The following is a 14,603-nucleotide window of genomic DNA, read 5'->3' as shown; positions in this document are numbered from 1 at the left end:
TTTTGCTGGTATGGGTAAACCCTTTGAAGAATGAAAATCCTGTTGTACTTTATAAGTTAAACGAGGGGATATTTGGCGTACAATTTGAGCTAGCAAGCGATCGCCTGTATTCTGCACTAAATTAGTTGGAAGTTTCTCAATAAATTTGGGGAATTTCGTCAACCGTTACAGTCAAGGTTTTAATTTGCCCAAACTAACCCCTAGTCATAGTTGAGGGAATACTTAGCTTTTTGGCAAAAATTTTTTTCTGAGACTGCTCTTTAACTTCTTCAGCAGAAGTTTCTGCAAGCTCCATTATTGCTTTATATTGAACTTCATAGCCAGGGGCTACATAATTAGGAATCGGAACAGTACGCATCACGTAAAGATTGTTTTCAGGAGGATCGAGCGTTACTGCAATTTTCGGCTCTACCTCATAACCCAAAGAAGCAAAACGTCCTATATTAAGTACATAGCCGTTGTTGTTCAGAGGCTCTACATTCATGGGTTGAGCGCAACGAGAGAACCAATCATCATGAGCATTAAGGTAGTTAGCGACAGTTTCGAGATCGCTATACATATCCATATAACCCACAAAACAAACAGAAAACCAAAATGATTTAAAAGAATTCAAAGCAGAATCTTCGATCGTTATTAAAGACTTTTGTGGGATAGATAAATTTGAACCAGTTAGGGACTTCTCTTGTGTCAATGTCAACTCCATTATCTCTTTAAACACACTTAATTAACTCTTTTAAAGCTAAATTACTTAGAATAAAAGAGTTAACAATTAGTTAAACATTTATATCTTTATTTAGGTGTGATTTAAGTTCTTATGCCAGTATTAGTTGTTGGAGCTACCGGACAAACAGGAAGACAGATCGTCAAAGAATTAGTTGCTCAGGAAATCCCTGTACGAGCCTTGGTCAGAAATTTAGAAAAGGCACAACAAGTACTACCTTCGGAAGCAGAATTGTTTGTCGGAGATGTCCTCAAACCCGATACGCTCACAACCGCTATAGCCGATTGTAACTTATTGATTTGTGCTACTGGTGCTAGCCCCAGTTTTAATTTTACCCAACCTTATTTGGTTGATTACCAAGGAACCAAAAATTTAGTAGATATCGCTCAAGAAAATAACATCGAGCATTTTGTTCTTGTTTCTTCTCTATGTGTCTCGAAATTTTTCCATCCTTTAAATTTATTTTGGTTGGTTTTATGGTGGAAAAAGCAAGCAGAAAATTATATACAGCAAAGTGGTTTAACCTATACTATTGTGCGACCAGGAGGGCTGAAAAACGAAGATAATATGGATAATATTGTGATGTCTGCTGCGGATACTTTATTTGATGGGAGTATTCCACGCCAAAAAGTAGCGACAGTTTGTGTGGAGTCTTTATCCCAAGCAGCAGCTAAAAATAAAATAGTAGAAACAGTCTCTAAACCAGATGTAGAGGCTAAAACTTGGGAGCAATTATTTAGTGTTTAATCCTATCCAAAATATTTAGTACTTTGAAAATGAAGTTTTGTGAAGAAGTGTGACAATATCATGCTTTTCCCTACATTTGGCGATCCCAGCTACGGTTTTTGCAGTCAAGCCAGGTTAAGTTTAAAGCAAGGAAATGTTGACGAGTAATCTTTATGACAAAATTTTAAATTTATTAAAACTTGGTTGTTTATGCAATCTCAGCAAGGAAATATTCTTCTAGAGATACTAGCCAAAAGAAAATCAACCAATGAACAAGTTTTAAACTCGCTCGAAATAAATAATTTTCTTACAAAGCCTATTCTGGAGCAAATAAGGATCAGATTTTTATGATATTTCCCGTTTTTCCGATACTTATGTTAGTGACCACTATAGGAAGTATCATTCTGTATTTGCGTACTGCCAACGATATTTTTGGTGTATTATCAGTGGGAATGGCGATCGCTTGTTTGATTTGGGGTCTAGTAGTGGCTCATTGGTCAATTCACCTGCTATTTTTAGTAGCATTGCTCTTGTTAAGAAAGCCTAAAGTAATTGCTAAATTAGCAGCTAGCCTCAAGTAAAAAGTGCTGCTGAATTCCTTGATAGTAAATAGCTATTTTGTCTTGAACTATTTATCTAAAAACCAAGAACCACTAACCATTTATCCTCTCTTTTCCTAAAAACCTGCTCGGCAACACCACAAAACCTACATATACTTCCCTCGATCCGTTTCAGGACTCTCTGCTCTGGGAAGTCCCATACTAAAGTTACGTACTTTATTGCCTAAATTATAAGAAACTTCTCCCTGCAACAACAAAGAACGGATATAATGCTCTAAATCAGAGCCGATACGACGAATATTATATTCGCTTAAATCTTCACCGCTACTGGCTTCTACCAATTCATCAAACTTGCTATAAACTTTTTGTAAAGTATCTTCACTCCAAAGAAATTCATTATCAGGATCGATATCTAGAGTGAGAACACTATCGCTGGGTACTAATTGATTATCTTTAAGTTCTGCACTGTAGATACGCACATGACGAGTTGTCGATTTAACCAGCATTTTGCAATGTTTTATTGATTGTATTATTTGTCTTCTTATTTTACAGAATTTAAGAGCATAAACTTGGTAAAGGCGTAAACTTTTTGAGGACGCAAGGAAACCTGCGCCCCCACTGATAAATTATTTATACGCTTTAATGCACTCTTCTACTAGAGGTTTAACCGCATCAACATTTTCCCAACCAGTAATTTCGGTTACTTTCTTTTCGAGGTTTTTATAGGTACGGAAAAACTCAGCAATTTCATCCAAACGATGAGTAGCAATGTCATTAAGAGAGGTAACATTAGCGTAACGAGGGTCTTTGTCAGGAACACAAAGAATTTTTTCATCGCGATCGCCACCATCAATCATTTTGAGCATCCCAATAGGACGAGCAGCAATTACACAACCTGGAAAAGTAGGCTGATCCATAATGACCATTCCATCTAAAGGATCGCCATCATCGGCTAAAGTATTAGGGATAAAACCATAATCATAAGGGTACTGCACAGAAGCATAAAGAACACGATCTAGGGCAAATGCATTGAGATCTTTATCAAATTCGTATTTATTTTTGCTACCTGCGGGAATCTCAATTAAAACGTTGACAATACCAGGTTTAGGTTGGGCGGGAATCAGTGATAAATCCACGAAATTTCTCCAAATGCTAAAAGTTTACATAAAAAAGTATCAATCCCTTTAGGAAAAATTCCCCAGGCTTTAGTAAAGAGACATAGCTCTACCAACAATGCATTCTACCTGAAGAGTTGAACTTAAGATAGAGGGTTAAAGACGAACTCATTTGTCGAGTTCTAGGGATGAATCGCGATTCGTCCGAACACCAACTCAGGAGTAAAAATGTTGATTAGTATAAAAAGCAAATTGAAAGCATTATGTTTAGCTATGGGTATATTGGCAATTAACCACAGTGCGATCGCCAATACTGAAGAATCAGAACCATCTCAACCCCCACCAGAATTAGAGCGTTTAGAATACTTCGAGGGAACGTGGCGTTGTCAACAACCAGCAGCACCAGAAACTCCAGTAGGGGTTTTTATTTGGACAGTACAACTGGACTTAAATGACTTTTGGTATGTAGGAAACGCTGAAGAAATAGAATTCCCTGATGAAAGAGAACCAATTAATTCACGAGAATTTTTAGGTTATGATGCGGTTTCTCAAAAGTTATTTCGGTTTGTTGTGGTAGGTAATGGGAACTCTCTTAACTTCACCGCATTAGATTGGCAAGATGAAACATTAGTCTGGGAAGGAGCAGTTGTTGAGGGAGGAAATGCCCGACCATTGCGACAAGAGATTATTCAAGATGACGAAGACAAGTTTACTGCCACTTATTTTGTTACCGACAATACAGGAGAATGGCAACCTGCGGTTAACGAAACTTGCGAACGTGTTGAATAAACTAGGGTTGTTAATTTCCAGCTTGAAAATAAACATATGATTTATTTGGTCAACCCTAGTAAGCAAAAAAGAATACTTTCTAGTTGAGAAATATGCAGCTTTTGTGTGGATAAGCTTAGACTTTAATGCTAGCGTGTTCATTTTTATTCAAGTCTTGAACTTTACTGAAACTTTCTCTAAGAGATTGAGCAATTGCTTGAGTTGCCTCAACCATGTCTGTATCATCGACCGTATAGGGCGTAGCTAACTCTAAGTTATGGTTTTCGACCGCATGATGCCAAGCACGATGGAATAGTTCATTGCTTATAGAAGCTACTCTATAAATTTCAATCCCTGGAATCCAGAGAGCAACGGCATAATGATGAATGAATTTTTCTACCTTGGTCAAAAACACTCCCGCAGGAATATCCTGACGACCCTTTTCTTTATTCGCTTCAGCAGCAAAGGTCGCTTTAGCTTCTGGATGCTTAGTGTTCTGAATAATCCAAAGCTGAACCTCTTTGGCTGTTTTGAGTAAAGTATCTTCCATCCTAATAATATCTCCCTTACCTGGCTGGGCAATCTGAGCCTTTAGAGAAATGGGAAAAACCCACTTACACAGAGTTCCAGCTCCATCTTGGGTATAGTTAACAAACTCTTTCTGTGCTAGCACGCTAGGAGAAATATTAAGGATACGACCCGCATTTCCTGCTAATGAGAGAAGTTTAACCGTAGAAGTTTTAATGGCAGCAACTCGATAAAAATCATCATCACCAGAAAAACCAATAATATCGCCGACTTCATAAACGTCATCTCGTAAGTTTAAAGCCACGGTAGCAGCATTTTCGACGACTTGTCTAGAACCAAAGGAAAAGCCAAAAGCTAAAGCACCAGTTAAAGAAGCGAGCAAGCCGAGAGGGATTTCAGCGATCGCCAAACAAGCGACCACAATACCTGGCCAAGCAACAATACCAACGACATAAGCAATCGCTCTGCCATTGCTGCCTAATTTGTGAATATAAGGTCTACCGTAAATATATAAAGTTGTTAGAAATATTCCCGCGATGATAGTCTTAAGGATTTTTGCTCCGTCGAGTCGGCTAAAAAAATTTCCTATGTTGAACTTGGAACCAGATTGATTGTTTATGGGATATTGGACTAATTTACCATCTTTCCAAACTTTTAAGCCTTCTCCATTAACAGCGTAGATAGTATCGCCACTATTAGCCAAAAAAACAGAACTTTCCTCATTCCAGTAGGCAGGAAGTCGAATTATTTTACTAATATCTGACTTCAACTGTCTTACAAAGAATTTTTGATTCCCCTCACCACAGATATTGATCCAATGTTTTTTTGTTTCAAAATAAGCTACCAGATTATCAGTGGGTTCACAAAGCGGTGCTAGTTTAGGTTTGCTCTCAGTTTCACTCTTAGAGGCTAATGGGGATGGACCGCTTATAGATAAAGCTGAATTATTTTCCTTTCGGCAACTGACCAATGTCAGCGTTGCTAGCAGTCCAATGGTCAAGACACAAGTTTTCATGAGCTTGATTTTTCTGTTCCTATCGACATCTGCCAAGTTTTTATCAACGATTTTGTTTCTTTTTAGGAGTTCCATCTTAAACATCTTCATACCTTTAAATATTTAGGTAAATGATTCACCCTGATACAGTTTTTAAATGTAAAAACTAGCTTGTTATAGAAAATTTTAATTACTATTAATCTTAAAATTCTCAATTTAATATCTGACTTAGTTTTCCTTTTAAATTACCAAGCAAGCCTTTATTTACTTCCTTTTGCTCTTCTTCTGGGATTTCTAGCTTCCCAATTTCAAACTCTAAGGCTACTTTTAGAAGATGAGAACTGTTAGTGCGAATAATAAAACCCATGTGAGAGTTTTGATTGGCAAAATCATCAGCTTTTTGAATTAATTTTTCGTCGATTTCATTGTGTGATGCTGTAATAATAATTGGTATTTGCGGACAAAACTCACTGATGATTTGAGCTGATTCTAGTCCGTTCATTTGGGGCATACGCAGATCGAGAATAGCCAAGAAAGGTGGATTTTTATCGCCCATTTTTTCAACGTAATCTACCGCCTGCTGCCCATTTTCTACGAAAAAGGGTTCTACATTTCTTTGTTCTTCTTGTGCCCAGCGTCGAACGGCGACTGATAAAGCATCTCTGACCTCGGGTTCTTCATCAGCAATGAGAACAGTGCTGATCGCCGAATTTGGTAACAATTGAAAATCCACATTTTTTGAGTTTGAGAGGCGATCCGAATTAGATTTTGCCAATGGTGTTTTTGTTTTAGACTGGTGAAACATCTGATTTGATACTCTCTTAATTTTTAAGTTGTTGAAATAAGTAAGTAGTTAGTTTAAAGGTTTACATAGCGAACCTCGTATTTATTACTTTGTTTTTCTCTTCAATATTTATGCGTTTCTTGATAATTATTTACAAAGATAAAACCTTAACTTCCACCCTAGCCACTGCATAATGTTCTCTCAAAAATGCGGTCTGCCGAAGGCAGCGCAGCGCGATCGCTCAACCCACAATAACTAAACTTAATCCTGTTTCCACTCAAAGCAGCCGTAACCATTTGATTTGGTTTGAGGGGTATTTTTAGAAAATATCTTTATAATGTTAGTATGATGTTCCTTTGGAGATTTCTTCTTTGGCCTTTCCTCATTTATCTGTAAATTAATTTTGTTGGTTCACATCACGATCTTGCTTATTGTGACAATCAAGAAAGTGTCACTAAAGTTACCAAGAAAAAATTTACACTGCCTATACTTATAAGTGTGTGAGGAGTAAGTGTAAAAGAGAAAAGCTTTGGGGTCGAAACACGGCAAGACTCCCGAAGCTTTTTTCATTTGTATAAGCTGTTAGCTGTCAGCCTTTAATCCTTAAAAGTTGTACTTAATATTTTGGGCTTAAATCTCACGCACCAGGCGTTTATGCCCCAATGTGATGAGTACAAGTCCCGCTTAGCTGGGGACAAAGAGTTCAGACCCCGCGTTATGCCCTAAAGGACTTCCTTCGGTCGCGCGATGCAGAGCGAGTCCTTTAGGGGAGCGGTATCCTTTAGGGCGGAGAAAGACGCAAACGGGGCGTACAAGTTCCGCCGTGCGACGACGGAATCAGCCCCTTGGGAATGCTGACCTAGCAAAGGAATCAAATTTGATTTAGTGCATTTTGATAGAGAGATTGGTATAACTATTAGCTAACTCAAGCCAGATTTAGAATTTAACAGTACGAACACCAAATATTTACTGAAGAAAGCTAAAAGCTGAGAGCAAATAGCTAATAGCTTTTTTAAGGATTTTCAATTGTAAAGCCAGCATCACGAATCATTTGAAGATCCGCATGGGCTTCTTGTCCTTTTGTAGTGAGATAGTCGCCAATAAAAATAGAATTAGCAGGATAAAGTCCCAAAGGTTGCAAAGACCGTAAGTGTACTTCTCTCCCTCCTGCAATACGAATTTCTTGGGAAGGTAAAATAAAGCGAAATAAGCAGAGTACTCTCAGGCAATGACGAGGATTTAATTCATTAAGGTGTCCTAATGGTGTACCTGCGATAGGAATTAAAAAGTTTAAGGGAACACTGGTGACATTTAATTTTCGCAGAGAGTATGCCAAATCGATAATATCGTCGTGGGATTCTCCCATACCAATGATACCGCCAGAACAGGTAGTAATATCCGCAGCTTGGACATTTTTTAGGGTGTTTACACGGTCTTGAAAAGTGTGAGTGCTACAAATCTGAGGATGATGATTTTCTGAAGTATTAAGGTTGTGATTAACCCTATCTACTCCTGCTGCTGCTAGCTGTCTGGTTTGAGTTTCACTCAGTAAGCCCAAGCAAGCACATATTTTTAAGTCGTGTTTAGCTTTGACAGTTTCCACTGCTTCAATTACTTTATTAAACACCTTTTCTGAAGGCGATCGCCCTGAGATAACAAAACAAAATGTTCCTGCTTGTAATTCGGCTGCTTTATCGGCTGCTTTGACTATCTTTTCTTGCGCTATCAGGGGATATTTCTCAATTTCAGCCGTAGAAATTTTCGATTGAGAACAATAGTGACAATCTTCAGGACATAAACCACTTTGGGCATTGAGTAGAAAGTGTAACCTGACTTTGTTTCCCCAATAATGATGACGGACTTTATAAGCTGCTGCAAGCTGTGCCAATAATTCGGTGTCTGGTGCTTGCAAAATTGCTTTTGCTGCTTCGCGGGTGATTTTTTCCCCTGCGAGAGATTTTGTTGCTATTGCATCCCAGTTTAAAGCTTCTGTTTTTGCGATCGCCATTTTCGTACCTGTTAACTCAGACTCTTTATTGTTCCGCGATCGGCTTCGTTTGTCTAGAAAGTTTAATCTTTATTTCACGCAAAGTCGCAAAGACGCAAAGGAGACGCAGATAGATTGATTGGCTTCGTTGAATGTTTAATGGAGATTTATTTGATAGTGATGCAAAACACTCTAATTTATCTACTATCAATCATTTTTAACTGGTAACAACATCCGCGATTCTATTCCTTTCCATACTTCAGGCGTTACTCTTACTACTGCTTGTTTGCATTGAAGCATTAGTAAATTCGTATAAGTGTAATCAGTTATTGTTTCCATTTCTGATTCTGATATCTCCATCATTTCTGAAGTCAGATTAAAAGTATTCATCCATAACTCGTTAATTTTTTTACTTATACCCAAAAGGCGATCTTTATCTTGTTTATCTCTAATAGCATCTTGTTTTAATTTCTCTAAATTATCAATCAGTTCATCATATCTTATATGGCTATAAATTTTGTATTCTGCAATAGATAAAACATAATCAATAAATTCTTTCACAGCCTCTTTAATAACTATATTAATAGTTTGAGCATCAATACTATCATTATCGATGTTAATAGTTTGATTCATATTCGTGTAAATATAGACTGTCTTTGAGTTAAATTTAATAACAGCAAGGCTATTGGCAAATTCTATTAAATAGTCATAAGCCATCCCATTCATAAAAGAGATCTGATTTTTGTCAATTTGAATAAAAGCAGATAAGTTATTAATAGCATTAGAAAAAGAAATTGCTCTTTTAGCTAACGATCTAATATTTTCCAAAGGATAGTCGGTAATTTTTTCTACCCAATCTAATAAGTCTTGTAATTTAGAATTATTAATCAAAGAATGAGTCTTTTTCTCCATTGCTAAAAGCAAATTATCGGCTTTTCTCAATCCTGCTAATAGTAAAAAGACTTCTCGCCAACGTTTATCGCAAAGATGATTATCTACTAACTCTTCAATGGGTATATCGTTATAGTCAATATGTTGAGCCGTTAAAAATTCTTGAATTGTTAAATGGGAAAAAGAATAAATACTTTCTGCTCTTTCTACTAATAAACCGTGTTGTACTTCGATATCTCTCAAAACATGATTGCCATCAACATATTTTTCATCTGGTAATAATTCGGGTAGTAATTTTTCGATTTGTTTGACTACTGTTCGTTTAGGAAAAAATAATCGATCTTCGATAAATGTGTCGTAAGCAATCTGAGACAAAATTAATTCTTTGCGTTTGGTATCTAAGCCTTTATAAAGTTGTTCAATGGGAATTTCTTTTGCACCATTCCATTCTTCTAATAATACTCGTAAGGCTCGCTCGTAAAGCTCACATTCCGCAGAAAAATTTAATTTCTTCGTGATTTTTTGAGCAATTTAGTCTACACACTTTAAGAGATAGAGAATACAGCGATTTTAGAAACAGAATAAGAACTAATATATTATTTGGTGTTTTTGAAGATTGGCGATTGCTATAAACGGCTATATTCAAGCAAATTCATTTAATTATTTCCTTGAGAAAATTATCTGCGGAATGTCAGGTAAAGGGTGCTGCGATTAGTGGGAAATTGTCCCGATCGCTGATATAAAATACAAACTAAGGTTAACAGTAGGGGAGTTCTGGTTAATTCTTTGGCTGCTTGGTAGTCACCACTATTCAAACTTTCTAAACATTCTTGACCTCTTTCTGGATTGGCTTCAAAGCAATTGGTAATAAAGTTCTCAATTTGTCCGTCATCAAAATCGGCAATTGCCACATCAGTAAAACGCCGAAAATTATTACGATAGGCTGCAATGCGACAGGAAGTTATAAAACGATTTTTGCTAGGCGATAGACAAAGTTTTGAATTTCTGTCACCATTTCATTCATACGCTCTGTCAGTACTTCATCTAAACCATCTAAGAGAATCAACAACTTACCTTGTTCTAAGAATTTATCTGTCAGTTGTTCGTATTCGGGCAAACCGCAATTAGCAAATTCAGATGCTATGGCTTCTTCAAAACTTATCTTACCCGTGCGAAATGTTTTTAACTCCAAAAAGACGGGAATACAGTTAGACTCGTATGCTCCCTTGTTTCTTTTTAGTGCTTCTAAGCCTACTTTGCGTAAAAAGGTGGTTTTACCCATCCCAGGCGCACCCAATACCATTAGATATTGTTCTCTGTTAGCTACCGCGATACCCGATTCTTTGCGACATTCCTGAGACTGAAAACCTCGCTGGTTACTTTCGCGAAATGCCGATTCTAAACCTTCAACGGATGCAAAAGTTCGCAATTCACCAGGATTTAAGAGCTTAACCACAGTATATACAGAATCAAGACTGACAGGTTTGGACATCCCTAACACTTTGAGTCTGCCATGACGTTCTGCATAGTTTTCAATGTATTTACGTGAAATACGAAATAGAATATCTTGGGCTTTTTGAGTTAGTTTTCCTGTACCATCTAAAATTTTTTCTCCAGTATTACCTAAAAGCTTAACCCCAGCTTCCCCCGCAACCTTACCAATAGCAGTAGCCAATCCCTTCGTAGCAGCCTCCAGAATAGCAGGGTCTATTTTTCCAATCAATTCTGGGATAAATTCCATTTCTGTCATTAGACCGAACCCAGATGTTTCAAGTAATAAACAAATATTATTCAAGTCTAACTACACAATAAGTCTAATTCGCTTTCGGTTTCGTTTGTCGAGAACTGTTAATTTCAGTTACATTAATTTTTATTAATGAATACAAAGATCGAGATAATAAATCGTGACTTCAATTACTTTTGAACCTCTAAAAAAATTGGATTGGGAATGGCGGGGACACAAAATCCGCTACACAGAAGCGGGACAAGGAAAACCACTTTTTTTAATTCACGGTTTTGGTGCTTGTATCGGTCATTGGAAAAAGAATATTCCCCATTTAGCAGATGCAGGATATCGCGTGTTTGCTATGGATTTACTAGGTTTTGGGGCTTCTGCAAAACCACCTCTGGACTACAGTTTAGAACTATGGCAAGAGCAAATCAAAGACTTTTGGATAGCCAAAATTAATCAGCCGACAGTGTTTGTCGGTAACTCCATCGGCGCATTATTAAGCTTGATGTTGGTCACAAATCATTCTGAAATTAGTGCAGGAGGTGTTTTAATTAACTGTGCGGGAGGACTCAATCATCGTCCTGACGAGTTAAATCTTCCTTTGCGGGTAGTGATGGGTACGTTTACTAAATTAGTAAGCTCTCCCCTGACTGGGAAATTTATCTTTAATGGAGTAAGACAAAAAAATCGGATTCGTAATACTTTATATCAAGTTTATCGCGATCGCAATGCGGTAACGGATGAATTAGTAGAAATGCTATATGAGCCTTCTTGCGATCCCGGCGCACAACAAGTATTCGCTTCAGTATTAACTGCACCTGCTGGTTTAACTCCCAATGAGTTGTTACCTAATCTGCAACATCCCCTATTAATTCTCTGGGGAGAAGACGATCCTTGGACTCCAATTAAAGGTGCAAAAATTTATCAAGATTTAGCAGCCACTAATAATAATGTTGAATTTTATCCGATTCCCGTTGCTGGTCATTGTCCCCACGATGAAAAGCCAGAAATTGTCAATCAACAGATTATTAATTGGTTAGCAAAATAAGATTTTAAATTATTCAACAATTTTTTAAAATCGCTTGCTATTAGCTATTAGCTATTAGCGACAAGCTTGCAAGCGTGGTGGGTAAAATTGCTTACCACGCTTGTCTTATTCCACTTAAATTCGTGGAGGAATTAAACAAAGCTTACAGTTATAAGCTATAAACTTATAGCTGGTGAAATTACTAGGATAATTTAATTTATTAGATTCGATTCCCCTAAATTGTTTCAAGGGAGATTATAATTAGGTACCTAAAGTAAATATCTGTTAGTTATGTTTAGCATTCGTTTTTTGATTATTCTTGATACTCCGATACTCTAAATACTAAATGATGTCGGAGAAACCCAAAAAATGCCAATGAACTAATGACAAAGATATTCAGCTACATGATATTTTTAACGAAAATTAGGATGATTACATACCTAATTACAAGATAGTCTAATTATAATGAAAAATAGTCTAGGTATCGATTTTCTGTGTTTCTGCACATCTGCTTTCGGTGAGAAATACAACCTCATGGCAAAACTTCTCGCCCAAGATTTACAACAATTTGCTCCAGGTTGTAACTTTATAATTTATACCGATAGACCTCATATATTTAATGATAATTCTAATGTAAGAGCCGTTAAGCATTCATGTCGAGGAGTCATGCCTTATCATGAGAGAAGATTTGCAATTTGGGATGCTCTTTCGGTATCTTCTTCTGTTATGTATTTAGATGCAGATGTTAGAATTTGCGCCCCAGTACCTCAAAACCTCAAATTTCTTCCTGGTTTAACTGCACGTAGTTGTGGAAGTTTGCAGAAACATATACAAAGACGCTTTAATCAAAAGTCTCAATCCAATAAGTCATTTAAAAAAAGATATATTATCGAAAAAATGGCTCATAGGATAAGTATCGATCTTGATTCTCCAGAATTAAAATTTATCAATGAGTTTTTATTTGCGATTAATAAAGATCGAGGGAGAGAACTAGAATTTTTAAAAATCTGGGGTGATTTAGCGATTTATGCTGATACATTGGGAATGCATAAACATCCCACATATGCGATGACTTTGGCAGCAGCCAAAAGTAATTTTCCCATTCATCATAGTAGAATGACTGGCTTAGATTTTTTTGATGATAGAATTGAAAAAACGAGAATTAGTAAAAATCAGTCTACTTCACAAGCTAAATCAGAATATTTTAATCAACAGAAAAATATTGAAAAGAAAAAGAAAAATATTTTTCAAAATTATTCAGATCTAATTATTCGCAATTCTTCTTGTCTATACAATCGCGCCCGTGTTCAACTAACTTCTAAAACTTTTCCCTCGACTCTTGTAAACTACCCTGAATTAAATCAAAGATAGTAGCTAAAGGTTATTATGGTTAAGTTTATAAGCATAAACATAAAAGATTGTAATATCTTCCCAAACTCTTTTTTCTGTTGCTAACTGGTCAATTTCTGCATCATAAGCTAGCTTTAATTGAGCCAATTGCTCATCAGACAAGTCTAATAAAGGATTACCTCTGGGATTAATCCATATGCGATCGCCTTTCCAAGTATTTTTCGCTTCTTCTGCTGTTAAATAATGTCCTAGTTGTTCTTGTTTTACCACAACATTCTTAAATCCAGATGACTCTAAAAGTTGCTGACATTTTTCTGGTGTACCTGTAATACTATTCCAATCAGGAAGCTCAATATTACACATTTCTTGGCATAACTGAACAATTTTAGGCGTTAAAAAAGACTTTTCTGAATAGCAAGAAAAAACTATTTTCCCTTCTGGCTTTAACCAGCGATACCAATTATCAAATACACCAGGAATATCAATAAACCAAGGTACAGAAGAAGAACAAAAAATCGTATCAAAACTATTATCAGGAAACTCTAAATCATCAATATCAGATTCAATCAGTTCAATATTACTAACATCTGCTTTTGCTATTTTTTCTCTTGCTTGAGCTAACATTACAGGAGAAATATCAACACCAATTACTTTACCCTTTTTGCCTATTAAAGAAGACGCTGCGATCGCGACTATAGCCGTTCCTGTCGCCACATCTAAAACAGTTTCTCCTTCAGATAAGTTAACACAATCTACTAATTTAATCGCTCGATTATAAGTAAATTCATTATCATATTGTTTGCGATAATTAAAAAATTCTGTAATCTGTTTTTTATATTTATTAAACATCTTAATTAATTGGCAATTTATTTAAGGTAGGTGGGCAATGCTCACCCTACGCCTGATGTAATATTAGACGGTTATGCATTGGATCGTAAGCATAAATTTCTTTACCATGAGAAGCAACTGTAATGTCTCCTGATGGTGGAAAACCCATCTCTGTTAAATGTGTAATTGTTGTGTCTAAATCTTCTACTTCCAAACAAATACTCATCCCGCTATGACGAGAATTATTAAACTCAGCTTGATGATCTTCTTTCGGTTTAAAAATAGCTAAACGCAGAGATTTTAAATTAAATTCTGCGTAAACATTGGGTATGTAAGGTTGTGGTTTTTGATTGAGCAGTTGGGAATAAAAGGCGATCGCTTTTTCGAGATCGGTAGTAGCGATAGTTAAAAAAGCATCAGTATAATTGAAAGTCATCAGTGTAATCAAGCAAAATTCTATTTTATACTCAGATCTTGCACCTAATCAGAGAAAAATCAAAACCAAGTTCATTTAACCAGGGTCTAACTGTCTCTAACTGATTCAAAAGAGAGAGAAGTAAAATATGAGGAAGAAGTAAAATTAGTGCCTGTT

17 protein-coding genes are annotated in these 14,603 nt (G+C 36.4%); 5 read left to right on the top strand and 12 right to left on the bottom strand.

Annotation, left to right across the window (positions count from 1 at the left end):
- Together H1P_RS39355 and H1P_RS38910 are read right to left on the bottom strand one after the other, a co-directional pair.
- Positions 1-117, bottom strand: a 117-nt coding sequence (locus H1P_RS39355; RefSeq protein ID WP_425461531.1) for a DUF1997 domain-containing protein, incomplete at its 3' end; no start/stop codon positions are given.
- 76 nt (positions 118-193) lie between these two features.
- Positions 194-718: a DUF1997 domain-containing protein gene (locus H1P_RS38910; RefSeq protein ID WP_222427034.1), complete on the bottom strand. Its 525-nt coding sequence runs from the start codon at positions 716-718 to the stop codon at positions 194-196.
- Positions 719-814: 96 nt separating this feature from the next.
- Between H1P_RS38910 and H1P_RS12260 the strand changes: the two genes are divergently transcribed.
- Both H1P_RS12260 and H1P_RS12255 read left to right on the top strand, forming a co-directional pair.
- Positions 815-1,468: an SDR family oxidoreductase gene (locus H1P_RS12260; protein WP_144867443.1), complete on the top strand. Its 654-nt coding sequence runs from the start codon at positions 815-817 to the stop codon at positions 1,466-1,468.
- A gap of 326 nt (positions 1,469-1,794) precedes the next feature.
- Entirely contained in the window at positions 1,795-2,028 is a 234-nt protein-coding gene (locus tag H1P_RS12255; protein WP_144867441.1) for a hypothetical protein, read from the top strand.
- Between the two features lie 125 nt (positions 2,029-2,153).
- Here the strand turns inward: H1P_RS12255 and ndhM are convergent, their stop codons facing one another.
- Positions 2,154-2,513: an NAD(P)H-quinone oxidoreductase subunit M gene (ndhM, locus tag H1P_RS12250; RefSeq protein ID WP_144867440.1), complete on the bottom strand. Its 360-nt coding sequence runs from the start codon at positions 2,511-2,513 to the stop codon at positions 2,154-2,156.
- 120 nt (positions 2,514-2,633) lie between these two features.
- Entirely contained in the window at positions 2,634-3,143 is a 510-nt protein-coding gene (locus H1P_RS12245) for an inorganic diphosphatase (RefSeq protein ID WP_144867438.1), read from the bottom strand.
- Positions 3,144-3,350: 207 nt separating this feature from the next.
- Between H1P_RS12245 and H1P_RS12240 the strand changes: the two genes are divergently transcribed.
- Positions 3,351-3,911: a DUF1579 family protein gene (locus H1P_RS12240; RefSeq protein ID WP_246141648.1), complete on the top strand. Its 561-nt coding sequence runs from the start codon at positions 3,351-3,353 to the stop codon at positions 3,909-3,911.
- A 115-nt stretch (positions 3,912-4,026) separates the two neighbouring features.
- Here the strand turns inward: H1P_RS12240 and H1P_RS12235 are convergent, their stop codons facing one another.
- From H1P_RS12235 to H1P_RS12215, 6 genes are all read right to left on the bottom strand, one after another.
- Complete coding sequence (locus H1P_RS12235; RefSeq protein ID WP_186375944.1) at positions 4,027-5,433, bottom strand: mechanosensitive ion channel family protein; 1,407 nt, start codon at positions 5,431-5,433, stop codon at positions 4,027-4,029.
- A gap of 190 nt (positions 5,434-5,623) precedes the next feature.
- Positions 5,624-6,217, bottom strand: coding sequence for a response regulator (locus H1P_RS12230; protein ID WP_144867434.1), 594 nt, complete (start codon positions 6,215-6,217; stop codon positions 5,624-5,626).
- 991 nt (positions 6,218-7,208) lie between these two features.
- Positions 7,209-8,204 (bottom strand): biotin synthase BioB, encoded by a 996-nt coding sequence (gene bioB / locus H1P_RS12225; protein WP_144867432.1) that lies wholly within the window; start codon positions 8,202-8,204, stop codon positions 7,209-7,211.
- 186 nt (positions 8,205-8,390) lie between these two features.
- Complete coding sequence (locus H1P_RS12220; protein ID WP_144867430.1) at positions 8,391-9,449, bottom strand: NACHT domain-containing protein; 1,059 nt, start codon at positions 9,447-9,449, stop codon at positions 8,391-8,393.
- Positions 9,450-9,751: 302 nt separating this feature from the next.
- Complete coding sequence (locus H1P_RS37425) at positions 9,752-9,985, bottom strand: hypothetical protein (protein WP_222427033.1); 234 nt, start codon at positions 9,983-9,985, stop codon at positions 9,752-9,754.
- A gap of 50 nt (positions 9,986-10,035) precedes the next feature.
- On the bottom strand, positions 10,036-10,824 hold the full coding sequence (locus tag H1P_RS12215) for an NACHT domain-containing protein (protein ID WP_222427032.1): 789 nt from the start codon (positions 10,822-10,824) through the stop codon (positions 10,036-10,038).
- 154 nt (positions 10,825-10,978) lie between these two features.
- Between H1P_RS12215 and H1P_RS12210 the strand changes: the two genes are divergently transcribed.
- Both H1P_RS12210 and H1P_RS12205 read left to right on the top strand, forming a co-directional pair.
- On the top strand, positions 10,979-11,854 hold the full coding sequence (locus H1P_RS12210) for an alpha/beta fold hydrolase (RefSeq protein WP_222427031.1): 876 nt from the start codon (positions 10,979-10,981) through the stop codon (positions 11,852-11,854).
- A 444-nt stretch (positions 11,855-12,298) separates the two neighbouring features.
- Positions 12,299-13,204, top strand: a complete 906-nt coding sequence (locus tag H1P_RS12205; protein ID WP_144867426.1) for a hypothetical protein — start codon at positions 12,299-12,301, stop codon at positions 13,202-13,204.
- 3 nt (positions 13,205-13,207) lie between these two features.
- Here the strand turns inward: H1P_RS12205 and H1P_RS12200 are convergent, their stop codons facing one another.
- Both H1P_RS12200 and H1P_RS12195 read right to left on the bottom strand, forming a co-directional pair.
- The gene (locus H1P_RS12200) at positions 13,208-14,032 is read right to left on the bottom strand and encodes a class I SAM-dependent methyltransferase (RefSeq protein ID WP_144867424.1); all 825 of its coding nucleotides are present in this window, start codon (positions 14,030-14,032) and stop codon (positions 13,208-13,210) included.
- Positions 14,033-14,078: 46 nt separating this feature from the next.
- A complete protein-coding gene (locus H1P_RS12195; protein WP_144867423.1) occupies positions 14,079-14,447 on the bottom strand; it encodes a VOC family protein in 369 nt (122 codons plus the stop codon).
- Positions 14,448-14,603 lie beyond the last annotated feature (156 nt).

This window comes from Hyella patelloides LEGE 07179 (assembly GCF_900659865.1).
Classification (GTDB): domain Bacteria; phylum Cyanobacteriota; class Cyanobacteriia; order Cyanobacteriales; family Xenococcaceae; genus Hyella; species Hyella patelloides.
Note: the sequence above shows the minus strand (reverse complement) of the source record. Positions and strands in the feature narration are given on the sequence as shown.